General features: G+C 42.7%; 20 protein-coding genes and 1 pseudogene. 14 read left to right on the top strand and 7 right to left on the bottom strand.

Annotation, left to right across the window (positions count from 1 at the left end):
* The first annotated feature begins 101 nt into the window (after positions 1–101).
* The 4 genes from SJY39_RS11180 to SJY39_RS11165 all read left to right on the top strand — a co-directional run bounded on the left by SJY39_RS11180 (position 102) and on the right by SJY39_RS11165 (position 3208).
* Positions 102–503 carry a hypothetical protein gene (locus SJY39_RS11180; RefSeq protein ID WP_029203042.1) on the top strand — a complete coding sequence of 134 codons (402 nt, stop codon included), beginning with the start codon at positions 102–104 and terminating at the stop codon, positions 501–503.
* 133 nt (positions 504–636) lie between these two features.
* Entirely contained in the window at positions 637–1116 is a 480-nt protein-coding gene (locus tag SJY39_RS11175) for a hypothetical protein (RefSeq protein ID WP_016768836.1), read from the top strand.
* A 358-nt stretch (positions 1117–1474) separates the two neighbouring features.
* Positions 1475–2335: a delta-class carbonic anhydrase gene (locus SJY39_RS11170; protein WP_010429404.1), complete on the top strand. Its 861-nt coding sequence runs from the start codon at positions 1475–1477 to the stop codon at positions 2333–2335.
* Between the two features lie 246 nt (positions 2336–2581).
* On the top strand, positions 2582–3208 hold the full coding sequence (locus SJY39_RS11165) for a LysE family translocator (RefSeq protein ID WP_016784203.1): 627 nt from the start codon (positions 2582–2584) through the stop codon (positions 3206–3208).
* Positions 3209–3349: 141 nt separating this feature from the next.
* Here the strand turns inward: SJY39_RS11165 and SJY39_RS11160 are convergent, their stop codons facing one another.
* Entirely contained in the window at positions 3350–3955 is a 606-nt protein-coding gene (locus SJY39_RS11160) for a short chain dehydrogenase (RefSeq protein ID WP_010429409.1), read from the bottom strand.
* Between the two features lie 153 nt (positions 3956–4108).
* Here SJY39_RS11160 and SJY39_RS11155 point away from each other — a divergent pair, with 153 nt between their 5' ends.
* The 3 genes and pseudogenes from SJY39_RS11155 (at position 4109) to SJY39_RS11145 (ending at position 7863) form a co-directional block, all read left to right on the top strand.
* Positions 4109–4993 (top strand): LysR family transcriptional regulator, encoded by an 885-nt coding sequence (locus SJY39_RS11155; protein WP_016793666.1) that lies wholly within the window; start codon positions 4109–4111, stop codon positions 4991–4993.
* Positions 4994–5404: 411 nt separating this feature from the next.
* On the top strand, positions 5405–6931 hold the full coding sequence (locus tag SJY39_RS11150) for a methyl-accepting chemotaxis protein (RefSeq protein WP_016768838.1): 1527 nt from the start codon (positions 5405–5407) through the stop codon (positions 6929–6931).
* A 385-nt stretch (positions 6932–7316) separates the two neighbouring features.
* Positions 7317–7863: pseudogene (locus tag SJY39_RS11145) on the top strand (type II secretion system protein).
* A gap of 97 nt (positions 7864–7960) precedes the next feature.
* Here SJY39_RS11145 and SJY39_RS11140 read toward each other — a convergent pair.
* On the bottom strand, positions 7961–9343 hold the full coding sequence (locus SJY39_RS11140) for an MATE family efflux transporter (RefSeq protein ID WP_016793670.1): 1383 nt from the start codon (positions 9341–9343) through the stop codon (positions 7961–7963).
* Positions 9344–9735: 392 nt separating this feature from the next.
* Between SJY39_RS11140 and SJY39_RS11135 the strand changes: the two genes are divergently transcribed.
* The 3 genes from SJY39_RS11135 (at position 9736) to SJY39_RS11125 (ending at position 11672) form a co-directional block, all read left to right on the top strand.
* Positions 9736–10332, top strand: coding sequence for a DJ-1/PfpI family protein (locus SJY39_RS11135; protein WP_016793671.1), 597 nt, complete (start codon positions 9736–9738; stop codon positions 10330–10332).
* Positions 10333–10478: 146 nt separating this feature from the next.
* Positions 10479–10916 (top strand): hypothetical protein, encoded by a 438-nt coding sequence (locus tag SJY39_RS11130; RefSeq protein ID WP_010429440.1) that lies wholly within the window; start codon positions 10479–10481, stop codon positions 10914–10916.
* Positions 10917–11054: 138 nt separating this feature from the next.
* Positions 11055–11672: a hypothetical protein gene (locus SJY39_RS11125; protein ID WP_372264111.1), complete on the top strand. Its 618-nt coding sequence runs from the start codon at positions 11055–11057 to the stop codon at positions 11670–11672.
* 365 nt (positions 11673–12037) lie between these two features.
* Here SJY39_RS11125 and gcvP read toward each other — a convergent pair whose 3' ends face one another.
* The 3 genes from gcvP to SJY39_RS11110 form a co-directional block, all read right to left on the bottom strand.
* On the bottom strand, positions 12038–14917 hold the full coding sequence (gene gcvP, locus SJY39_RS11120) for an aminomethyl-transferring glycine dehydrogenase (protein ID WP_016793673.1): 2880 nt from the start codon (positions 14915–14917) through the stop codon (positions 12038–12040).
* A gap of 89 nt (positions 14918–15006) precedes the next feature.
* Positions 15007–15387, bottom strand: a complete 381-nt coding sequence (gene gcvH, locus SJY39_RS11115) for a glycine cleavage system protein GcvH (RefSeq protein ID WP_004730871.1) — start codon at positions 15385–15387, stop codon at positions 15007–15009.
* A gap of 51 nt (positions 15388–15438) precedes the next feature.
* Complete coding sequence (locus SJY39_RS11110; protein ID WP_010429450.1) at positions 15439–16731, bottom strand: serine hydroxymethyltransferase; 1293 nt, start codon at positions 16729–16731, stop codon at positions 15439–15441.
* Between the two features lie 441 nt (positions 16732–17172).
* Between SJY39_RS11110 and SJY39_RS11105 the strand changes: the two genes are divergently transcribed.
* The 3 genes from SJY39_RS11105 to SJY39_RS11095 all read left to right on the top strand — a co-directional run bounded on the left by SJY39_RS11105 (position 17173) and on the right by SJY39_RS11095 (position 20693).
* Positions 17173–17796, top strand: a complete 624-nt coding sequence (locus tag SJY39_RS11105; protein ID WP_010429452.1) for a helix-turn-helix domain-containing protein — start codon at positions 17173–17175, stop codon at positions 17794–17796.
* Between the two features lie 447 nt (positions 17797–18243).
* On the top strand, positions 18244–19377 hold the full coding sequence (gcvT, locus tag SJY39_RS11100) for a glycine cleavage system aminomethyltransferase GcvT (RefSeq protein WP_010429454.1): 1134 nt from the start codon (positions 18244–18246) through the stop codon (positions 19375–19377).
* 251 nt (positions 19378–19628) lie between these two features.
* Positions 19629–20693: a trypsin-like serine protease gene (locus tag SJY39_RS11095; protein WP_016788233.1), complete on the top strand. Its 1065-nt coding sequence runs from the start codon at positions 19629–19631 to the stop codon at positions 20691–20693.
* A gap of 108 nt (positions 20694–20801) precedes the next feature.
* Here SJY39_RS11095 and SJY39_RS11090 read toward each other — a convergent pair whose 3' ends face one another.
* Positions 20802–21125, bottom strand: coding sequence for a hypothetical protein (locus SJY39_RS11090; protein ID WP_016768715.1), 324 nt, complete (start codon positions 21123–21125; stop codon positions 20802–20804).
* Between the two features lie 199 nt (positions 21126–21324).
* Between SJY39_RS11090 and SJY39_RS11085 the strand changes: the two genes are divergently transcribed.
* Positions 21325–21642, top strand: coding sequence for a helix-turn-helix transcriptional regulator (locus tag SJY39_RS11085; RefSeq protein WP_010429462.1), 318 nt, complete (start codon positions 21325–21327; stop codon positions 21640–21642).
* 142 nt (positions 21643–21784) lie between these two features.
* On the opposite strand, the gene arfB is transcribed toward SJY39_RS11085, so the two are convergent.
* Positions 21785–22195 (bottom strand): alternative ribosome rescue aminoacyl-tRNA hydrolase ArfB, encoded by a 411-nt coding sequence (gene arfB, locus SJY39_RS11080; RefSeq protein ID WP_016768716.1) that lies wholly within the window; start codon positions 22193–22195, stop codon positions 21785–21787.
* Positions 22196–22207: the final 12 nt, after the last annotated feature.

Here is a 22207-nt window from a genome sequence, read left to right as displayed (position 1 = left end):
AAGAGGGCGATTGATTTATAAAATCGCCTTTGTGATTAGTTCTTGATGTTGATATGACCAAGCACACTGTCAAAGCCATATCTTCAAGTGTTGGTAATTAAATGAAAAATAGGGCATTACTCTCCATCTCATTTTCGGTTCTGGCTTTAATGTCTGGCTGTTCAGATGTCGTTAGGAGTGAATATGCGATTTATGCGCAAGCCAAAAAAGAGCGATTATTTGATAGAGGTTGGTTACCCGATATTCTTCCTGCCTCAACTAAAAAGATTGAAGTGAACAACAACCTAGATAGCAACACATCAGATGGGCGCTTTATTATCAATGCTCCTGAATTATCGGAATTTATTGCAACATTGGAACCGAATGAATCTAACAGCGAATTTCAGTTTATCAAAGGCGACAATGTTTGGGTATTCAAGGTTGGAGACGACGATTTAATTACCTATACACTTGGTAAGCTCGAAGATCCTGAAAGCAATCTGATTGAGGACTCTCATTATTAAGCTTAATAATGAGCACTAAACCCGTATACTCTTTCGAAAGCGGACTTTTCATATTTACTTGTCTTATCACTGGATGTCGTCAACTAAATAAAATACAATCGAACAATGTTTTATTGATTCATGCGTTGTCATTATGGTTAGAAACTTAACCACATTCATCGTTAGCCTGTTTTTCTTAACTGCTTGTTCGACTGCGAGTAATAACAAGCTCGAAGACAAGGCTCTGAGCAACGAAGATACTGTGTCAAAAGGTGTAGTAGAGGAAGAAAGTCATCTCGATGTCATAAAGATACATGCTGACACAAGTGTTGCGCTTTTACATGACGAGGTAGCTAGCCACGATTCTAATGTGACTTTAGACTCCAACACGCAGTCTGACTCAAAGCAAGACTCTAATTCAAATACAAATACAGAAGCTGAATCTGTCGAAAACTCTCAAGCCGATGCGAAACTGGCCTCAGAAGATAGTGTTGAAGCTGGAAGTGAAAAAGGTATCGGAAGTTACTTTTTGCGCAATAACACACCGACCCAGAAAGTGATTAAATCTCTAGAAGGCGTGACAGACGCATTGAACGTCATGACATTTGGGATATTTGCTACAGGTCACGGGTAGCGGTTACACATTAGCTCCAACTCTACAGAACAAATCAAACGATGAAAGCGAGCCATGGGTTCGCTTTTTAGATCTTACCATTCTTTTTCATTGCTCTAATTGGTTTTCGTCAATCAGTATTCTACGAGTTTGAGTCACGAGACCGTCAACGAAAGTAGGAATTTATTCGTTATGGAAGGGACTCGCGGAATTTGCTGTACTTGACTTGTTATATGCATCAAGGGTTCTAATATTCCTCCCTAATTAAGCAATGAAATCTAATCTTACAGAGACAACCCTTATATTCATTGGTGAGCATAGTAAAATCTTTGCTGTAACGTGTATTTGGGTTTAGTTATCAATATTCTAGGGAAGAGATATGAAGAATAAGAGTCTATTTTTAAGCGTCGCGATGGTGATGTTGTCAGCTCAAGCGAACGCATCAGATGCGAGTCATGAGTCTGTGGCAGACAGTGTTATCGCTGAACAAAGAGCGAACCTGTCCGAAAATACTCAAGGGAAAGGTTTCGGTCCGCAAGCCCCTCGTGATTTGGGGTCTTTAAAGGGGACCAACGCACGTTTGTTTTCGGATGCACCAGATTCTACCGCAATGAACTTGTGTAATATTCACTTCCACAAAAACGCTGAGCACAAAGGTGGAGAGTTTACTCAATACGCCGGCAACGGTGATGGTAAGGGCTTCCAAAGTGGTTTCAAATACACAGGTAAGCTAAGTGCGGCTGAACTTAAACCATTCGATCAAAAGGTTTGTCCAAGTGACCATGGTTCTCTTCACTCGGGAGATACTATTGAGGTGCATTACGTATATTCAACGGCGCAAGTTGAACCGGGTGAAACATTGGGCGCTTGTTTTAATAATGCAATTACCAACCCGCAGCTGCGTGTAGAAACCCAAGTTTTCGTGCTAGTCAATGACGGCAAAGCTCTCGACTTCGAAGCATTAGCGAAGCACTCTAAAGTCAACGGTTTAAACCAAGCTCCAAATATTCCACAAAATACGGGGTCAGCTATTCAATACGCTGGCTCTACAACGGGCCCTGGCTATAATGAACAAGGTTCGCCGTTCCAAGTAACATGGAGCGTGAGACCACAAGTAGCGAAAGTAAACATTGCGACGGTTGGCAGCTGGTGTGAAGGCAATGACTTCAACGAAGATCACGCGCATGGAGTGAGAAACATAGTTGTAAACCCAGAGTTGTTGTCACCAATAGCGAACTAATCTTGTCACGTTGATTTGTAATCAATATTTTTCAAAGGCGAGCCACTAGGTTTGCCTTTTTATGTCTTAACGAAAAATACCTTGGTTCTTGCTTACTAGACATGCTTAGTGGGTAAATTACGTGTGACACTTATTCAAAACATGCGCAGCGCGAATCGTTGTTAGTCAAAAACGTTCTTTACCAGAATCAAGGCTGCATGGTACGTTCTGGATCAATCACGCTGACTTATAAGTAAGGACAAGCCGATGTCATTGGAAGGTGCAGTTACATTCTTTATTGCCATGTTTATATTTGGTATCACTCCAGGACCTGGAGTCTTTGCCATTTTAGCTCGTGGCATGGTTCAGGGATGGCGAAAATGCATCACTCTTTCGTTAGGAATGATATGCAGTGATCTTATTTATCTTACGCTTGCCTGTTTTGGTCTCGCGACGATTGCTGAGAATTGGTCGTTTTCTTTCGAGGTGATTCGCTACGTTGGTGCCGCTTATTTGATTTACTTAGGCTACAAGATGTTTAAGAGCCTACCTGAAGTGCAAGGTTCAGCGGAGCTCGCGGCCAAGCAAAGTCAGAAATCAGAACTCGCCAGTTTTGCGCAAGGGTTTTTAATTTCGGCATCAAATCCCAAAGTAATTTTGTTCTATATTTCGTTCTTGCCAACTTTCGTTGATCTAACGGTTTTGCGTTCACAAGATATCGTCTTGGTTTCTGTTTTAGCATCTGTTGCTCTGATGTCCGGTTTAATGCTAATTGCAATGGGGGCGGGCAGAATGGCAAGTTTACTTAAAACGCCACGCGCACATAAAAGATTAAACCAAAGTGCAGGTGGAATAATGATTGCGGCTGGATCATATTTGGCGATAAATCGATAAACATGACTTTTTAAGCACGATTTTCAAACAAGAAGGCGAACCAAATGGTTCGCCTTTTTTATTAGACATAGACGGATTAGGTATCGATCAAAGCAATTTTCATAAAAATCTAGCGCTTACAAAAACGTTTACTGACGAGATCTAAGCGTCTACGAAAATTACTTCACCAGTAAGGAAGCCATCGACTGAACGCTCGAAGGCTTTGCCTACTAATTTGCTTGGTACAGGTTCAAAGCCTGGCATCATTTCACCGTAAACATCCCATGCTTCAGCAAGAACGGTCGGGTTAATGACATTGATACGAGTATTTCTTGGCATTTCATAAGCGACACACTTTACGAAGGTGTCTATCGCACCGCTAGTGGTTGCGTCGGCAATTGCAAAAGGGATTGGTTTAACGTTCAATATGCCACTAATCAGCGTAAATGAACCACCGTCAGCGATGTACTTTTGGCCGATACGAACAAGGTTAATTTGTCCCATCATCTTGCTCATTACCGTGGTCATCCACTGTTCTTCCGTCATATCCGCAAAGGTATTGTATTCGCAGAGGCCAACGGTGTTCACAACCGCATCAAAGTGTCCAACGTTCTTGTACAGCGCTTCAATTGATTGTGGGTCAGTGATGTCAACAATATGGTCTACATCGCCAGAGCGACCCGCAGTGATAACGTTATGATTGCCTAAGCCCATTAATGCTGCTTGACCCATCTTGCCACGTGCGCCAATTAGAATGATTGTTTTCATGTTGTTCTCCGATCTGTATGTGTTTCGTTTCGATGGAAGAACTTTAACCAAATAACTAAACAAGTAGAAACAAAGCTTAATTGTGAGTGTTACTGGTTTTTCTTGTGCAGTGTTACACTCACAAAGAATCCAATTTCAGAGCGGTAGGTAAGTTTGAGCAAATTAGATCGATTAGACATAAAGCAACTCAGGGTTTTCCAAGCGCTAATACGTGAAGAGAACGCATCCAAAGCCGCCAATCAATTGGGGCTGACTCAGCAAGCTGTTAGTGAGCATTTGAAGAAATTAAGAGAAGTGTTCGACGATAGGTTATTTGTAAGGAAAACTAATGGCTTTGTCCCGACGACGTTTGCACAAGAGCTATCGATAGGAGTGGATCGTTTACTTATCGATTTCAATTTGTTGTTATCAAAGACCAACTTTGTGCCGGAGAAAGCTAACGGGACGTTTGTAATTGCGGCGACGGATTATGCCCAGCAGATCATCCTACCAAGCTTAATTGCAAAGCTAAGGGAGCAAGCGCCAGAGTTAAAGTTGATTGTGCGTGACTTCGAAATCGATAATCTGCAGGAGCTAATGGAAAGCGGTAAGGTGAACTTAGCGATCGCGTTTCCTGATTACATTCCAGATAGTTATAAAGTCATTAAGCTGTTTGAAGAGAACCATGTTTGTGTCACTTCACCTCATTCATCTATCGCACAAACCACGCCTTCACTAGAAGAGGTTGCAAGTTACCCAACCATAATTGCATCACCATCACGGCCAAACTTTAAAGGGTCGATTGACGAATGGTTTGGGAAGTTCGGATTAAAGCGCAATGTCGTAGTATCCGCCCCGTGTTTCTCGATTGTACCTATGTATTTAAACACCACTGACTCGATTGCTTTCTTACCATCCAGAGCGATAGAAGGGCTGAACCTAGTCAAACTTCCAATGGAACAATCGCCTGAGAGTTTCGATGTGATAGCCGCTTGGCACCCGAGATATAATGACGATCCGCTACAAAAATGGGTTACATCTTTATTAGAAATCGATTAGTGGGAAGAGTGTCTTTGCATCGCAACGCATCAAGGAAGGCTCTTATTGGGCTGTCTATGTGATTTGATTATGTTGTTCCTACCTGAACTGACGCTACATTAACGGGTGTTTTTGCACTTATTTATTAAGCGATATTTCTTCCCTTTAACTTGATATCCAACTACTTGATTTCCAATTAATTGACTTTTTTGAATGATTTTTCGTGTTGCACAAATGTGATCAGCATATGTTTTTTATATTCTTCAGCTAAAGTTATCGGGCTTTTAACAGATAAAGGAATAGTGGTGAGCTTGAACACGAGAGAAAACGTGCGAGCTTTGGTTTCATTTTTTGAAACCTTTAGAGAAATTTTAACAAACTTGCGTCGAGACAACCGAAATGAAGAAAACAATCCTATTTGCCGTTTTTATAATGTTTGGCATTGCCGTCGCTGCGAGTATGGCGTCAACTTATTTCATCTCAAGCGAAAAAATTGATGAGATAATATTGAACAAATCTCAAGTTCAAGCTGAGTTCTTGGCTGGGAACGCTGGGTATATCTTAGAGAATTCGGACAACCCAGTTCAAGATTTACAAAAGCTGGTGGGTGAGCTGAAACAGCGATCTGATGTGACTTATGCCATTGTTATTGATAGCAACGTAAGTGCTATCGCACACAGCGATAAAAATAAGCTCAATAAAGTTTATGAAGATAGTTATACCGTTGAAGGTGCAACCAAAGGCGTACAACAGTATTCGAAGTGGTACGCAGATGTTCAACAAGTGTGGGTGTTTGACATCATGGCACCGATCTACGTCAACGGTGAGCTGTACGGTACTTTTGATATCGGTATCCCGATCACAGAGGTTAGCCAAGCAACGAATGGCATTATTAGCTATCAGCTCGCTTCGATGGTTTTCATTTTTGTTGTTTGTCTCGTTGTTCTATCGTTTCTTCTGAACAAACTGATGCAGCCTCTCTTGGTACTAAAAAACACACTACGAGATATTTCTGAAGGTGATGGCGATCTATCAGTACGTCTGCCGATCAAAGGGAATGATGAAGTTGCTCAAATCTCAACGGCTTTCAATGTGTTTGTTGGTAAGGTCCACGAGATAATTACCCAAACGGTGAATACGGGTGTTGAATTAAATAGCACCGCTATTGGTCTTCGTGAGCAATCGCAGCAAGCATTGCAAAGAGGACAAGAACAGAACGAACAAACTATGTTGGTCGTGACGTCTATGAATGAAATGATTGCCACGGTCAATGAAATTGCATCTAGCGCGGCCAGTGCGGCCAGTGCGGCAAATATGGCTGCGAGTGAAACTCAAGAAGGTCATAAGACAATCGAAAAAACGTCGACTTCAATTTTGAATCTTGAAGCAGAGATGAATAGTGCTTCTGACATCATCGTGAGCCTTGCTGATAATACACAGTCCATCGGTACGATTCTTGACGTTATTCGAGGTATCTCTGAGCAAACAAACTTGCTTGCACTAAACGCTGCAATTGAAGCTGCGCGTGCTGGTGAGGCTGGCCGAGGCTTTGCTGTCGTTGCTGATGAAGTTCGTAATCTTGCGACAAAAACTGCGCAGTCTACCGATGAAATTGACAACATGATCAACCAACTTCAAACCGAAGCTAAGAACGCTGTTAGCTCGATGAGTAATAGTAAGAGCTTAATTGAAGACGGTACGACTGAAACAGAAATGGCTCGCCAAGCTTTGGAAAAAATTTCCACGCAAGTTTTGGCCATTCTCGATATTAACACTCAAGTTGCCACAGCAACTGAGCAGCAATCAGCGGTGGCGAATGAAATTAATATGAACATGGATACGGTTAATAGCTCAGTCAAAAACGGTTTGAGCGCAAGTGAGAAGCTAGAGCAATCAAGCCAGCAGCTGGCAGAGTTGTCACAAGTTCTCGATCGTTATGTTGGTTCATTTAAAATCTAGACTTCCCAACATACCTCTTTAAGAGATGTGTGAGTCTCCAGTTATTGAATAGCGCTTATGTCATACATGAGCGCTATTTTTTTGCGATATGCAGACGCAGATACTCCGATAGAGCGCAACAGAAATGAAGAATGTACCTGCAGTGTAATATCGTGACAATTTAGCTCATTCAAAACAACGCGATCAAATAAGACAGCGACAACAAGGCGTTAATTTTCATCCTCTCATGCGCAAGGTCTAAAAATCGACTAAACAACAACTCTGACGCGACACATAAGGTGTCCCGCATCTCATCACGATGTATAGTTATTGATAATTCATTCAGTAATTGTATCTGTAGTTGTCAGTTGATGTGGGTGTTATGAAGAAAAACGGATTTACTTTAATGGAATTAATCATTGTGATCGTGATACTTGGAGTATTGGCCGTTACAACAGCCCCGAGGTTCCTCAATATTCAAGAGTCAGCGAGAGAAGCAGTACTTGAAGGTGTTGCGGGTGCGATGGAAGGCGTGATCACGCAGGTGACTTCTAAAGCTATTATCGCAGGGCTTGATCCTGACGCATCAAATCCAGGTGATCAGAGTAACTATGTAATCGATTTTGGTATCGGTAGCGTTGAGGTTGATTGGGGGAACGCTTTGCCCAGAGAGCCGGGGAGAGTCGGGCGACAAATTGACGATGATCGACTTTATGACTTTGTCAGATGATGACAGCTTAACTTCTGATTTTGGTAATCGACACACTGTGGTCGGGTATGACTACGATTTTACCCAAGCTGAATTAGATAGTACGAACATAACTGACGCGGATCTAGAAACGCGCCAAGGTTGTTATGTTCTTTACGATTCTTTTGGTGGGCGAGTAACCGGAAATGAATGTCCTGCTGGTGGTTGTGAATGCACCGTTCGTGTAGTGAATGACGAATGTTAACCCAAATACATTAACTGACTTATAGAAATTCAATAAAAAAGCGCGTTATTGCCGAGTAGCAATAACGCGCTTTTTTGTATTAGCTTAATGGTCTATCTTAGTTTGCTATTGCTGCATCTGCTGGCGGCAAGTCACGCTTCTTAATCACGTATCGCAAGCGAATTAACATCAGCGTCGCTGAAACGCTCAATCCCGTTAGGATACCAATCCAAAAGCCTTCTTCACCCATTGCAGGTACAATGTGGTCTGTTAAGCCCAACACCATGCCCAGTGGTAGTGCCAAGCCCCAATATGAAGCGATAGCTAAGATCATCGGGATCTTAGTGTCTTTATAGCCACGCAGTGCGCCGTTAGCAGACGTTTGCAATGCATCGCTGAATTGATACATAGCTGTAAAGGTCAACAATACCGCTGCCGTTGCGCTTATCGCAGGGTCGGTGGTGTAAAGCCTAATGATCCACTCAGGGAACAGTAAGAACATCGCTACTGAAAGAAGTGAGATTAATGCTGCAACTAAGATACCGACTTTGCTGCGTTCAATTGCGCCTAGTTCATCTTGCTCGCCTAGTGCATGCCCAACACGAATTGTAATGCCAAATGAGATACTCATTGGAATCACGTAAGTCAGGCTCGATATATTCAGAGCAATTTGTGCTGCTGCCACGTTCTCTGCACCAATACGACCAATCATCAGTGCGATTACCGCAAAGATACTGCCACATACTGCGATGTTCATGCCTATAGGCAAACCTAGTCTTAAAAGATGAAGCATCTCTTTTGCTTTTGGCTTAGCGTCTGCAAAGCTGATGATGGTTTTATAGTGGTGATGACCTTTTATGTAGGAATACAGCATTCCCGACATCAGCCAATACACCAAACTTGTTGCCCAGCCACAACCTACAGCGCCCATTTCAGGGAAGCCGAACTTTCCGTAGATAAGCACGTAGTTGACCGGAATATTCACCAACAAACCAACCACCGAAATGATCATTGGTACTTTGGTGTTGTTCATACCCTCACAGAAGCCGTTTAAGGTGTAGAACAGAGCAATACCCGGTACACCAAAGGCTAGGGCGAACGCATAGTCACTGCCAATTGGAATGATCTCAGCGGCTACACCAATCCATTCTAAGATCGGTTTTGCACTCACCAAATAAGCGATGAGTAATACGCTAGAAATTAATGCCAACCAAACCATCTGGAAGAATTCAACAGAGATACTTTGAAAGTCACGTGCGCCGCGGTGGTAAGCGACAACAGGCGTTAACGCCATAATCACGCCACGCAGTAGCAGTAACACTGGGATCCAAAGGCTAGTGCCAAGTGCAATAGCGGCGAGATCGGCAGGGCTTACTTGGCCAGCCATTGTCGTATCGACAAATCCCATGGTTTGGGTAGCTATTTGAGTCAAAATGATTGGAATCGAAAGATGCATAAGCGCACCCGATTCACGAGTAAAAGGACGAAATTTCGTTAGCATGGAAGTTCACAACACCAATATAAATACACGAATGATGGCAGGATGGCCGGTGTGTATTTTAGGATGTGCCCGTTGGGCGGGCGACAATATAAACACCTTACCGTATAGGGTCAAGCATTGGATTTATAGGGGCTAATTTGCTCTGGAAGAACGCCAGATTTACATGGTGTTAGATACTGTTTCTATGTACATAACCTGATGATTTTAATGTGAATCATACTAGATAGAAAGTTTCTATATTTGCTTGTTGAATTTCAATGCGCACATCATAAGTCACTGTTATAGATGAACCAAATTTAGTACAATTGATGGCATAAGAAACTAGATAGAAATATTCTATATTTAAATGCAGAATTTTCTATCTAATAGCTGTTAGGCAAATAGGAGTAGATATGGATATCGCAGTACTAACATTTGACGGATTTAATGAACTTGATTCATTTATAGCCGCGGGAATTTTAAACCGAATGAAAGACGCAGGTTGGAACGTGCAAATAACGAGTCCATCTCAGTACGTCACTTCAATGAACGGAGTTACAATTCAATCTCAACAGCCTCTAGAGTTTGCGAATCAAGCCAACGTTGTATTGTTTGGTAGCGGTGTACTAACGCGCGATATTGCTCAAGATAGAGATATACTTTCAAGGTTAAAGCTAAACCCTGAAACTCAGTTAATTGGTGGGCAATGTTCAGGTACTTTGCTCATGTCTGTGCTTGGTTTACTGCATCAAATACCAGCTTGTACCGATTTAACAACGAGACCTTGGGTTGTCGAATCAGGAGTGACCGTTCTAGAGCAGCCATTTTATGCTAATGGTAATCTTGCAACAGCAGGTGGTTGTTTGTCATCAAAGTACTTAGCTGCGTGGGTTATTAGTAAGTTGTCGAGTAGGGCGGATGCTGAATCGGCAATTCATTATGTCGCGCCAGTCGGTGAAAAAGAGAACACGGTTCAGCACTGCATGTCAGTAGTCGGTGCATATTTTTAAAATTTGCCTAACAAATTGTTCAAGGGTGATTCGGCACGCGTGGCATTTTTACTATGCGGTAGGTACAGTGATTAAGGTGGTATGCAGAGGCGTCAGTATTGCGTGCCTCACACCTTAACAAGGCGTTATAACTTAGAGGGTTTAAAGTGTCAGTTTTACTTACAGTAGTTTCAGGTTTCTTAGTTTTTGTTTTGGGACAGTTTGTTTTGAAATTAGTGCTAGAACCGATAGTTTCCTTTAAAGAGGCTCTTGGTTCACTGTCAGCATTTTGCCTAAAAAATCGTGCAAAAATTACTAATGCAAACGCTTCTCTAGATGATCAAAATGAGCTGCGCCAGATAATATCTACAATTTTATCAAAAAAAGAAGCAATCCCATTTTATTCAAAAGTGGCACGCTTGCTGAAGCTTCCTCGTGAAGTAGATTTACTTAATGCTTGCAAAAACCTAAATTTTGTCGCGTATGAGATGTGTAAAGATACAGCTACTCACAAAACAGGTACGGTAGGTTGCACACAAATTGTGTTTGAACTTCATGCAACAAGCGACTTATTAGATTTGCGCTTGGATTTTGAAACGTTATAACAAACAATTTAAGAGTGACTCCCCACGCTTGGCATTTTTGGTTTGGGTCAAGTTCAGTGATTACGGTGTCTAAGTCTAGTTTAGTGGTAGCGTGGCTCACACCTTAATTGGGCGTTATAAGTACGTTGAGTTCTCAGTATGAAATTAGATTTTAATCTTGCTACAAAAGTTGAACATGGGTACTTATTGACCCCTGAGCCAGCAAAAAGGTTGGTAGATTTTCCAGATGTCTATGATCGAGTTTGCAGTGTCATTTACCATTGTTCGATGGTATCTGGTGAGCCAGTAAAAAAGTGTATACCTTTGAGTGCAAAGGAAGCGACTCATATACGGTCAGCTTTATGTGAATTTGTTGGTCTTGAAGATTTATTGAAACAACTATATCCGACGTTGAGCAATGCGGAGTTTGCTATATATAAATCTAAGAACCCTATTCTTCACATGATAAAGTTGTTAAGAAACTATAATGTTCACATTTCGAACAGTGAACTAAGTCAGAAATCAATGAAAGTTAGGACACTCGTTGACAAGTATGGTGAATTTGATGTGACTGTTAAATTTATTTCGAACCTATCTCTTGAAAGCTTGAAGCTAATGTACAGCGCGAATCAATATAGCGACTCACAGTTAATTGGTATGATCGACATATTTGAGATTGAACAACATGAGTTTGGTGTAACAACTCTTATCTTGAAAGCTGTCATCGACTACTCTGAACACTTAGCTAAAGTGCTCAGTTCAAATCAAGTAACGTAGAAACTGTACTTATAACAAACGACTATGGCGCCAATAGCAATTTGGCGCTATCTACCCCTTACTTAACCATCACTTCTTAGATTCAAACCTAGTTACATTAGCTTCTACTGCCACAGAGCCAGCAGAAACACCAAAAGCCCAATCCCTAACGTTACCTTCAAAAGTAAGCCAAGAGGGGCACCACCTTTTGGAGCCTTGTTACAACATCCCATCATTGATTCCTAATTCAGTGTTGGTTTAAAACAACCATAAACCTTTCCCTTACGGTAAGGTCAATGCTTTTGTCAGGCTCAGATTTCAGAAAACAAAAAGGCGAACCGTTTGGTTCGCCTTTGTTATGTTTCGCTGCTTAGCGCCGCTACGAATTAGTCTTCGTAGTTATCGATGCTTGGGCAAGAACAGATTAGGTTACGGTCGCCGTATACGTTGTCTACACGGTTAACTGTTGGCCAGTACTTCGAGTTCTTAGTTGCTTTCGATGGGAAGCAAGCCAGTTCGCGAGAGTAAGGGCGATCCCATTCTGCGCCAGCTAGGTCAACTTGTGTGTGCGGTGCGTTCACTAGAGGGTTGTTGTCTAGTGGCCATTCACCCGCTTTCACAGCTGCCATTTCGTGACGGATTGCAATCATCGCTTCACAGAAACGGTCTAGCTCTTCTAAATCTTCTGACTCAGTTGGCTCAACCATTAGTGTGCCAGCTACTGGGAAAGACATAGTAGGCGCGTGGAAACCGAAGTCCATTAGACGCTTAGCAATATCTTCTTCGCTGATGCCTGTGTCTTCTTTAAGCGGACGAATATCGATAATACATTCGTGAGCTACGCGGCCGTTAGTGCCACGGTAAAGAACAGGGTAGTGAGGACGTAGTTTCTCCATCACGTAGTTCGCGTTTAGAATCGCAACTTTAGTCGCGTCCGTAAGGCCAGGTTCGCCCATCATTGCGATGTAAGCCCAAGAGATAGGTAGGATTGAAGCACTACCTAAATCTGCTGCTGATACCGCGTAGTCAGAACCTTGGACACCGTTTTCGATGTGACCCGGTAGGAAAGGTGCTAGGTGCGATTTAACACCGATAGGACCCATACCCGGACCGCCACCACCGTGTGGAATACAGAATGTTTTGTGTAGGTTCAAGTGAGATACGTCTGAACCGATGAAGCCAGGTGAAGTTAGACCTACTTGAGCGTTCATGTTCGCGCCGTCTAGGTAAACCTGACCACCCGCTGCGTGAACTTGTTCACACACTTCTTTCACTTGCTCTTCGTATACGCCGTGCGTAGAAGGGTAAGTGATCATGATGCTTGATAGGTTTTCTTTGTGCTTCTCGATTTTCGCTGCTAGGTCTGTCATGTCGATGTTGCCATCTTCATCACACTTAACAACCACTACCTTCATTGAAACCATTGATGCTGTAGCAGGGTTAGTACCGTGCGCAGAGCTTGGAATCAGACAAACGTTACGGTGAGCTTCACCGCGGCTTGCATGGTAACGTTGAATTGCGATTAGACCTGCGTATTCGCCAGATGCACCAGAGTTAGGCTGTAGTGAGAAATCGTCGTAACCAGTGATTTCACATAGCTTCTCTTTAAGATCTTTTGCTAGTGCCGTGTAACCAGCAGCTTGCTCTAGAGGTGCGAATGGGTGAATTGAACCAAACTCAGGCCATGTTACTGGAATCATCTCAGCAGCAGCGTTCAGCTTCATCGTACAGCTTCCCAGTGGGATCATGCCGTGCGTTAGTGAGAAGTCTTTGTTCTCAAGCTGTTTTAGGTAACGCATCATTTGCGTTTCGCTGTGGTGCGTATTGAATACTGGGTGAGTTAGGAACTCTGATTCACGACGGCAGTTTTCTGGAATTGCTGCAAACTCGTTTGATGCAATGTCAGAAGATAGTGCTTGAACGTCTTCTTTCACGTCGAAGATTGCAAACAGTGAGTTCACGTCGTCGATCGTTGTAGTTTCATCTAAGCTGATACCGATTTTACCCTTGAGAAGGCGAAGGTTGATGTCTGCTGCTTGTGCTTTCGCATACAGTGCATCTGTCTTCTCTTCAGAGTTGATCGTGATGGTATCGAAGAAGCTGTTGTTTGTTAGCTCGTAACCCGCTTTAGTCAGGCCAGCCGCTAGGATAGCTGTCATGTGGTGTGTACGACGAGCAATAGTGCGTAGGCCTTCTGCACCGTGGTAAACCGCGTAGAAAGACGCCATGTTTGCTAGAAGTGCTTGAGCTGTACAGATGTTCGATGTCGCTTTCTCGCGGCGGATGTGTTGCTCACGAGTTTGCATTGCCATACGTAGTGCTTGGTTACCGTGAGTATCGATAGATACACCGATTACACGACCTGGCATTGTACGCTTATGCTTTTCACGAGTACCCATGAATGCAGCGTGTGGACCGCCGTAACCCATAGGAACGCCGAAACGTTGCGCTGAACCGATGACTACGTCTGCGCCCATTTCGCCAGCTGGCTTGAGTAGAGCTGAAGCAAGTAGGTCAGTAGCAACTGTTACCAGTGTTTTGTTAGCTTGAGCTTTCGCAATGATGTCTGTTAAGTCGCGAACTTCACCCGTTGTACTAGGGTATTGAAGAAGCGCACCAAATACGTCTTGCTCAGGAAGTGTTTCAAGAGCGCCAACCATTACTTCAAAACCGATGTACTCAGCACGAGTTTTAACAACTTCTAGTGTTTGAGGGTGAACATCGTCAGCAACGAAGAATACTTTGCTCTTGCTTTTGCCAGCACGCTTACACAGTGTCATTGCTTCGCCAGCCGCTGTCGCTTCATCAAGAAGGGATGCGTTCGCGATTTCCATACCTGTTAGATCCATTACCATTTGTTGGTAATTTAGTAGAGCTTCAAGACGACCTTGAGAAATCTCTGGTTGGTATGGTGTGTAAGCTGTGTACCAGCCTGGGTTCTCTAAAACGTTACGCAGAATAACGTTTGGAGTGAATGTGTTGTAGTAGCCTTGGCCAATGAAAGTACGTTTTACTTGGTTTAGGTTCGCGATCTCCTTAAGAGAGGTCAGCATGTCCATTTCGCTCAGTGGCGCAGCAAGTGTCATTGGTTTTTCAAGACGGATTTGTGCAGGAACCGTTTCATCGATCAGTGCGTCTAAGCTAGTCGCGTTGATCGCTTCAAGCATTTTTTGCTGGTCTGCTTTATTAGGGCCGTTATGACGAGCAACAAACTCGTTTTGAGTACCCAGGTCTTTCAGTAATTGGCTTTGAAGTAATTCAGTCATGATATGTTCTACTTTCTCTCTGGAGCCGTGAGCTAGCCCCTAAAATTAAGCTGCTCACAAGAGCAGCTTTATCGTAATGAGGTTACCTATTAATCTTCTTCGATAGAGCTTAGGTATTCTTCCGCATCTTTAAGGTTGTTTAGTTCAGACGCATCAGACATCTTCACTTTAACAATCCAGCCACCTTCATAAGATTCTTCGTTAATTAACTCAGGGCTATCTTCTAATTCTTCGTTGATTTCTACGATTTCGCCAGAGATTGGTGCGTAGATATCAGAAGCTGCTTTCACTGATTCAACGAGAGAGAAGCTTTCACCAGCTTCTATTTCGTCTCCAGTGTCAGGCAGGTCAACAAACACAACGTCACCTAGCATTTCTTGAGCGTGCTCAGAAATACCGATAGTCACAGTACCGTCACCGTTGTCTTTTACCCACTCGTGGCTGTCTGCAAACTTTAGTGTATTGTCCATTGCTTATTCTCCAAAAATTTATGAGGTTTTAATTTAAATCTTAAAAACGGTTTAACGGTAAAGAGGGAAGCGCTTGCAAAGCTCTTTAACTTGTTTGCGAACACGTTGCTCAACTTCAGCGTTGCCTTCAGGGCTCTCAACTAAGCCATCAAGTACATCACCGATCCATTCACCGATAAGTTTGAATTCTTCAGTGCCAAAACCACGACTGGTTCCAGCTGGCGTACCTAAACGGATACCAGAAGTAATCATAGGCTTCTCTGTATCGAATGGTATGCCATTTTTGTTACATGTGATCCCTGCACGTTCTAATGCTTCTTCAGTTACGTTACCTTTCAAGCCCTTAGGGCGAAGGTCAACCAACATCAGGTGCGTGTCTGTACCGCCAGTCACAATGTCACAACCGCGAGTTTGCAACACTTCAGCGAGAACTTTTGCGTTGTCGATCACTGAATCAATATAAGTATTAAATTCTGGGCCAAGAGCTTCGCCAAACGCCACAGCTTTAGCCGCGATAACGTGCATTAGTGGGCCGCCTTGAAGGCCAGGGAACACTGCAGAGTTGATCTTTTTGTTGATGTCTTCGTGGTTAGTAAGAATCATACCGCCGCGTGGGCCACGAAGTGTTTTGTGAGTTGTTGTAGTAACAACGTGTGCGTGTGGTAGTGGGCTAGGGTGAGCACCTGTTGCGATGAGGCCCGCGATGTGTGCCATATCTACCATTAGGATTGCGCCAACTTCGTCAGCGATTTCACGGAACTTGGCAAAATCAATAACGCGTGGGATAGCACTACCACCAGCAATAATCATTTTAGGTTGGCTTTCGATAGCTAAAGCGCGTACCGCTTCATAATCGATTTCTAGAGTATCGCGGTCTACACCGTATTGTACTGCGTTGAACCACTTGCCCGACATTGCAGGACGTGCACCGTGTGTAAGGTGACCACCAGCGTCTAGAGACATACCTAGGATAGTGTCGCCAGGTTGAAGTAGCGCAAGTTTAACTGCTCCGTTTGCTTGAGCGCCAGAGTGAGGCTGCACGTTTACGTATTCACATTTGAACAGCTGTTTAGCGCGTTCAATCGCAATAGATTCAACGGTATCTACGTGCTCACAACCACCGTAATAACGACGGCCTGGATAACCTTCCGCGTATTTATTGGTTAGGCAAGTGCCTTGAGCTTGCATTACTGCTTTAGAAACGATGTTCTCAGAAGCAATAAGTTCGATTTGTTCGTTTTGACGAGTGTTCTCTGCTTGGATTCCAGCAAATACAGCGTCGTCAGTACCAGATAGGTTTGTAGAGAAAAAACTGTCTAAGCTATGGTTTTGGTAAGCGTTCATTGTCGAGACCTTTCATTAAGCTAATGGTGATTGTTTTTATAGTCCATTAGGTCTTACGTTGATTTCTGCATCGGTATCGTTTGCGCTATATAGGTATAAATAAACGTGAATAGCGTTATAAATATACTCTTACAGCGTCTAAGCGATCGTTGTAGGGTCAATGCAGCACGAATTGTTTCCCAAAAAAGTTCGGGTAAAAACAGCTCTTACAAATGTTAAATTTATCATTTGCAGCAAGCTGAAGTAGCATCTCTTCATCTAACAAGTCGATAACATAGCTCCGTTAAATTCAATTTTCAACAAAAATTTCCAATAGGAAACAACTTTTCTGGTTTTGCTACGGGGAGCACGCTTTATTTCTGTGTGCGCTCTTTAATCAACAAAGCGCTTCATGCAACAATGAGTTTAATAGACAGGAAGTAAGAAATTAATGAGGGACCTATGTCAGAAGACATTTATGATGAGTACCCATCTTTAACGTTGGCGAAAGAAACGTTAGACCAGAATATTGAACCACTTAGGCTCGGTCAGCGTATTAAAGATATTCGCAGCAAGCTTGGGATTACGCTAGAAGAGGCGAGTCAGCGTACTGGCTTAGCTCGTTCTACGCTCAGTAAAATCGAGAACGAACAAATTTCGCCAACCTTTCAAGCTATGCAAAAATTAGCGATGGGTTTGCAAATAGATATGCCGCAACTATTTGAACCACCTAGAAAAAAAGTTGCAACAGGTCGGCGAGATTTAACTAAAGTCGGTCAGGGTAAACCTCATCCAACCCCAACATACGAGCATGAACTGCTTGCAACAGAGCTGTCTAATAAGAAGATGATGCCATTTAAGAGCCGCGTGAGAGCTCGTACTTTTGAAGAGTACAATGATTGGGTTCGTCACGACGGTGAAGAGTTCTTAATGATTATCTCCGGCGATGTGATGTTCTACTCAGAGTTCTACGAACCGGTGCCTATGAGTGAAGGTGATAGCATGTATTACGATGCCAATATGGGTCACATGCTTATCTCGACTAGCGCAGAAGACGCGCTCATTTTGTGGGTGACAGCAAAATAAATTAACAAAGGTCGAATTTCTTATAGTGGATGCAAACGTTTGCTTTTGTTTCTAACGTTTGCCAAATGACGCGATATTGATGTGAAAATCATCAATATCGCGTTTTTGTATGCATCGAATAATTGTTTTTAAATTGTTAAATGTCACATTTTGAGCTGTTTTAATCTTGTTAAGGGTGTAAAACTGACTCAGCCTTGTTTATTATAGTGAACACGGTTTACTCATGTTGATTGAAGTTTACTGAAGTGAATTCTTAGAAAGTGAGTTGTAGAGTTTTTGTACTGCTGTCTGTTTTTATAACGCTAGCTTTATAAACCTATATAAAAGACATCACTTTTTACTATCTACTGTTTCTAACGGTAATCACTATCGTTAGGGCGACTCTAAATAGAGATATAAGCGGCAGATTCGATTTAGGAAAGCCTGCAACGCTTCATGGAGAATAAAATGACTCAAGAACACGCAAATCAAGACCTACTAAAAACACCACTGCATGCACTTCACGTTGAAGAGGGCGCAAAAATGGTTCCTTTCGCTGGCTATGACATGCCAGTTCAGTATCCATTAGGTGTAAAGAAAGAGCACTTACACACTCGTGATGCTGCCGGTCTTTTTGATGTTTCTCACATGGGGCAACTTCGTCTTCATGGTGAAAACGCAGCTGCTGTCTTAGAATCTTTGGTTCCTGTAGATATTATTGACCTTCCTTCTGGTAAGCAGCGCTACGCGTTCTTTACTAACGAGCAGGGCGGCATTATGGATGACCTGATGGTGGCAAACCTAGGTGACCACCTGTTTGTTGTTGTGAACGCAGCATGCAAGACACAAGATATCGACCACCTAACGGCGCACCTTCCAGCTGACGTGGAAATTGAAGTTATTGATGATCGCGCTTTATTAGCACTTCAAGGCCCTAAAGCGTCTGAAGTTCTTGCTCGTTTCCAACCTAGTGTTGCAGATATGCTTTTTATGGACGTTCAAAAAGTCGATATCGATGGCGTTGAATGCATCGTGAGCCGTAGTGGTTACACGGGCGAAGATGGCTACGAGATCTCTGTACCGAACGATCACGCAGAAGCGTTAGCGCGTAAGCTGACTTCAGAAGCTGAAGTTGAGTGGATCGGCCTTGGTGCTCGTGATTCACTTCGTCTTGAGTGTGGTCTTTGCCTATATGGTCACGATCTAGATACAACGACAACACCAGTAGAAGCTAGCCTTCTATGGGGTATCCAAAAAGTGCGTCGTACTGACGGTGAACGTGCTGGCGGTTTCCCTGGCGCTGATATCATCCTTGAGCAAATCGCAACGAAAGACGTACAACGTAAGCGTGTTGGTCTTGTTGGTCAGACTAAAGCGCCAGTACGTGAAGGCGCTGAGTTGTTTGATGCTGAAGACAACAAGATTGGCGTAGTAACAAGTGGTACTGCGGGTCCTAACGCTGGTAAGCCAGTTTCTATGGCTTACGTTCGCACTGACCTAGCAGTTATCGGTACTGAAGTATTCGCTGAAGTTCGTGGTAAGAAGCTACCAATGACAGTAGAAAAAATGCCGTTTGTACCTCAGCGTTATTATCGTGGCTAATCTCTTCTGAGAGAATTATTCCACATTGACAAAAAGCCTATTGTGTTTTCTCTGGATGGAGAAATAAGACAATGGGCTTTTTTGTTATTTGGAGCGTATCTAATCCACTCAGCTTGGTTCGAAAATCAGCTTAAATAGTGAGATGTGTGACCATTTCGTTATAAATACTTACTATACTGATGGTTATGGCGTGTTATGGTGGCGACTCATTATTTTTGTGTATAAGTGGTAGGGGTTACAAGGAGTTAACTATGAATGTGAACCATACAATGAGCCCGGTTCGTAAGGCCGTTTTAGGACTTTTAGTACCATTGATTTACACATCCAGTGTAATGGCAACGGAAAGTGCGTTCGAAATTACTCCTGATGCAGGTGTAACACCTTATATTGTGAATGGCAGTAATGCATCAGTAACTGATTTCCCTTCGATGGCGAGCTTGTTCATTGATCGTATTGATTATGACGGTGTTTACTCTACAGGCCCATACTGTGGAGCAACAATTTTAGATCCAACGCATATTCTGACGGCAGCACACTGTATTTACGGCAATGAAGAAGGGCAGTTATTTACGGTTGTCGTTCCTCAAATTGAAGATACTTCTCAGTTTCCTAATGGGAATATTCAAAAAGCGCGAGTCTCAGAAGTTTACTATCGCAGTGATTATTCAAATGCGTTGAGTGATCTATTACGCAATGATGTTGCTATTCTTAAGTTAGAAAGCGCACTTAATATTGATTCAGTTAACGATGTGGTTAAGCGTCCTTCCGATGAGAGTTACCGTGTTGGTGTTAATGACTTTGTTGCTGTTGGGCATGGTGATACACGATCAGGCTTTGACGGGACAACTTTGTTGCAGAAGGCTGACTTGAATTACGTAGACAACGCTACTTGTGCTTTAGCCTTTACTGACGGTTCATCGTTAACTGATAATCAAATCTGTTTTGTTGGTGACAGGGCTACTTCTGGTTTGTACGGTGGTACGTGTCAAGGCGATTCAGGCGGCCCAGTGTATTGGAAAGATGGTGCTGATTATAGACAAGTTGGTATTACCAGCTTTGGACCAGATACTTGTGGTGGAAATTCAACCGTAACGTCTGTATTTACGGAAATCCAAGACTATGAAGCTTGGATTGACAGTGTTATTGCTGGTACTGAAACCGCTAAGTTCGTTTCTACTGATGCTAAGCGAACAGCTTATGTGAATGCACATACATCGACTGGCTCTGGTAGCAGTGGTGGTAGTGTTTCATTTGGATTGCTCGGGATGCTGATGTTGCTTGCAGGCTTGAGATCTACTCTATCACGCAGAACTTAATGTAATGTGTAAGTCGACATGATGTCTCTGGATATCGTCGACTTACCTGTTGTTCGCTTTTTCTGTCGACTATGCACCATCCCCAGATGGTAGCTCAAACCTTCTCTGTTAGTTCAATTCTAGGGTCGATTTCCTGCCGTATTTCTCAATGATCTCATCGATCTCTTTAACAGTATCGTTAATTGTCTTGATACCACTCTTTACTATCTGTTTCTCTGTTGAATTGAGTGCTTCAAAAGCTTGCTTCATTTCCTTGTCATCTAGCATACTCTGGTGAAGTAATACTTCTTTATAAGTTAGAAGCCTATGTTGTATTGCTCTGATCTCACTTAGCGCATACTTTGATTTTAAAGCCTGTTTGATACAAGAAAAAGCCAATTCATATTGACTCGCAATTTCCCATTCGACATTTTTTTTATTCGCAATTTGCAATTTTAACTACTTCCCAATACTCGAATATTCAAGTTTTTAGACTGCTCGTTCATCACGGTTAATGTGTGAAGGTTTATGAAACATAACGCTTTTTATAGGGCGAATAATATGCCTTTGATAGCTTATGTAAACTGTTGTTCGTCAATATGGTCTGTTTCTTGCTGAAATTAGGTCATAACTGTCCATTTAGGAATAGATAATGTCTCAAGAACCTATCGTGATAGCGCTGATTGAACGTAGAAAACAAGCCAATTTATCGCAAGAAAAATTAGCTTTCAGTTCTGGAATGAGTTTAAAAACGTACCAACGTATCGAGCGCGGTGAAGCGGATATCAAAATGTCTCAATATCGTTCGATTATGAGAACCTTGAAAGTAACGGATTTGGATGTCGTTCTTGATGTTGTTGGGGCATCTCAACCGACAGAGGCAGACGTAGCCGCGGCGAGTCGCTTGTTAAGCAGTGAAGAAAGAATGTTGTTAATCAAACTGATTTTGTCTGTCAAAAAGCAGCAGTAGTGTCGGTTTAGTTATTCTTAAGGAACGTTGATTTACTATGTTTAGATATTCAATATTAGTGATTGTGTTGATGGTTCGATTTACTTGAATAAACAGAGCTGTGCTGCAGTAGAGTGGTGTTCTATAGACGGCTTAGAATCGCCTAACTTACTCTTCCACGGAGTTGTTTTGTTGTACTTCTTTGCTTCTTACTTTCCAAACGTCTCTTTTGAGATCCACGCGTCGGCTTAGTTGCTCTTCTGACTTTTTGCACTTTAGTCGCCTCCAAGATCAACTCCTTCAAACGCAATAGGGCATCATCTCGATTTTGTTCTTGAGTCCTATACTGTTGAGCTTTAATTATAATCACGCCATCTTTGGTGATGCGGTTATCTTTATGTGCTAACAGTTTTTCTTTATAGAAATCAGGTAGTGTTGAGTGGTTAATGTCAAAACGCAAGTGTATCGCGCTGGATACTTTATTGACGTTTTGACCGCCAGCTCCTTGTGCTCTGATCGCAGTTAACTGAATTTCCCAGTCTTGAATTGAAACAGAGTTTGAGATTTGTAACATAAACATCCATTT

Origin of the sequence: Vibrio sp. R78045, assembly GCF_042466085.1 — a bacterium.
Classification (GTDB): Bacteria; Pseudomonadota; Gammaproteobacteria; order Enterobacterales; family Vibrionaceae; genus Vibrio; species Vibrio cyclitrophicus.
This window is presented reverse-complemented; position numbering and strand designations above follow the sequence as displayed.

What these genes read in the sequence shown, in the direction of transcription:
- SJY39_RS11170 (WP_010429404.1), top strand. Translation starts at nt 1,475, where the DNA reads ATGAAGAATAAGAGTCTATTTTTAAGCGTCGCGATGGTGATGTTGTCA.
- SJY39_RS11150 (WP_016768838.1), top strand. Translation starts at nt 5,405, where the DNA reads ATGTTTGGCATTGCCGTCGCTGCGAGTATGGCGTCAACTTATTTCATC.
- arfB (WP_016768716.1), bottom strand. Translation starts at nt 22,195, where the DNA reads ATGTTACAAATCTCAAACTCTGTTTCAATTCAAGACTGGGAAATTCAG.
- SJY39_RS11180 (WP_029203042.1), top strand. Translation starts at nt 102, where the DNA reads ATGAAAAATAGGGCATTACTCTCCATCTCATTTTCGGTTCTGGCTTTA.
- SJY39_RS11110 (WP_010429450.1), bottom strand. Translation starts at nt 16,731, where the DNA reads ATGAACGCTTACCAAAACCATAGCTTAGACAGTTTTTTCTCTACAAAC.
- gcvT (WP_010429454.1), top strand. Translation starts at nt 18,244, where the DNA reads ATGACTCAAGAACACGCAAATCAAGACCTACTAAAAACACCACTGCAT.
- SJY39_RS11125 (WP_372264111.1), top strand. Translation starts at nt 11,055, where the DNA reads ATGAAATTAGATTTTAATCTTGCTACAAAAGTTGAACATGGGTACTTA.
- SJY39_RS11095 (WP_016788233.1), top strand. Translation starts at nt 19,629, where the DNA reads ATGAATGTGAACCATACAATGAGCCCGGTTCGTAAGGCCGTTTTAGGA.
- SJY39_RS11105 (WP_010429452.1), top strand. Translation starts at nt 17,173, where the DNA reads ATGTCAGAAGACATTTATGATGAGTACCCATCTTTAACGTTGGCGAAA.
- gcvH (WP_004730871.1), bottom strand. Translation starts at nt 15,387, where the DNA reads ATGGACAATACACTAAAGTTTGCAGACAGCCACGAGTGGGTAAAAGAC.
- SJY39_RS11135 (WP_016793671.1), top strand. Translation starts at nt 9,736, where the DNA reads ATGGATATCGCAGTACTAACATTTGACGGATTTAATGAACTTGATTCA.
- SJY39_RS11165 (WP_016784203.1), top strand. Translation starts at nt 2,582, where the DNA reads ATGTCATTGGAAGGTGCAGTTACATTCTTTATTGCCATGTTTATATTT.
- SJY39_RS11160 (WP_010429409.1), bottom strand. Translation starts at nt 3,955, where the DNA reads ATGAAAACAATCATTCTAATTGGCGCACGTGGCAAGATGGGTCAAGCA.
- gcvP (WP_016793673.1), bottom strand. Translation starts at nt 14,917, where the DNA reads ATGACTGAATTACTTCAAAGCCAATTACTGAAAGACCTGGGTACTCAA.
- SJY39_RS11175 (WP_016768836.1), top strand. Translation starts at nt 637, where the DNA reads ATGGTTAGAAACTTAACCACATTCATCGTTAGCCTGTTTTTCTTAACT.
- SJY39_RS11085 (WP_010429462.1), top strand. Translation starts at nt 21,325, where the DNA reads ATGTCTCAAGAACCTATCGTGATAGCGCTGATTGAACGTAGAAAACAA.
- SJY39_RS11140 (WP_016793670.1), bottom strand. Translation starts at nt 9,343, where the DNA reads ATGCTAACGAAATTTCGTCCTTTTACTCGTGAATCGGGTGCGCTTATG.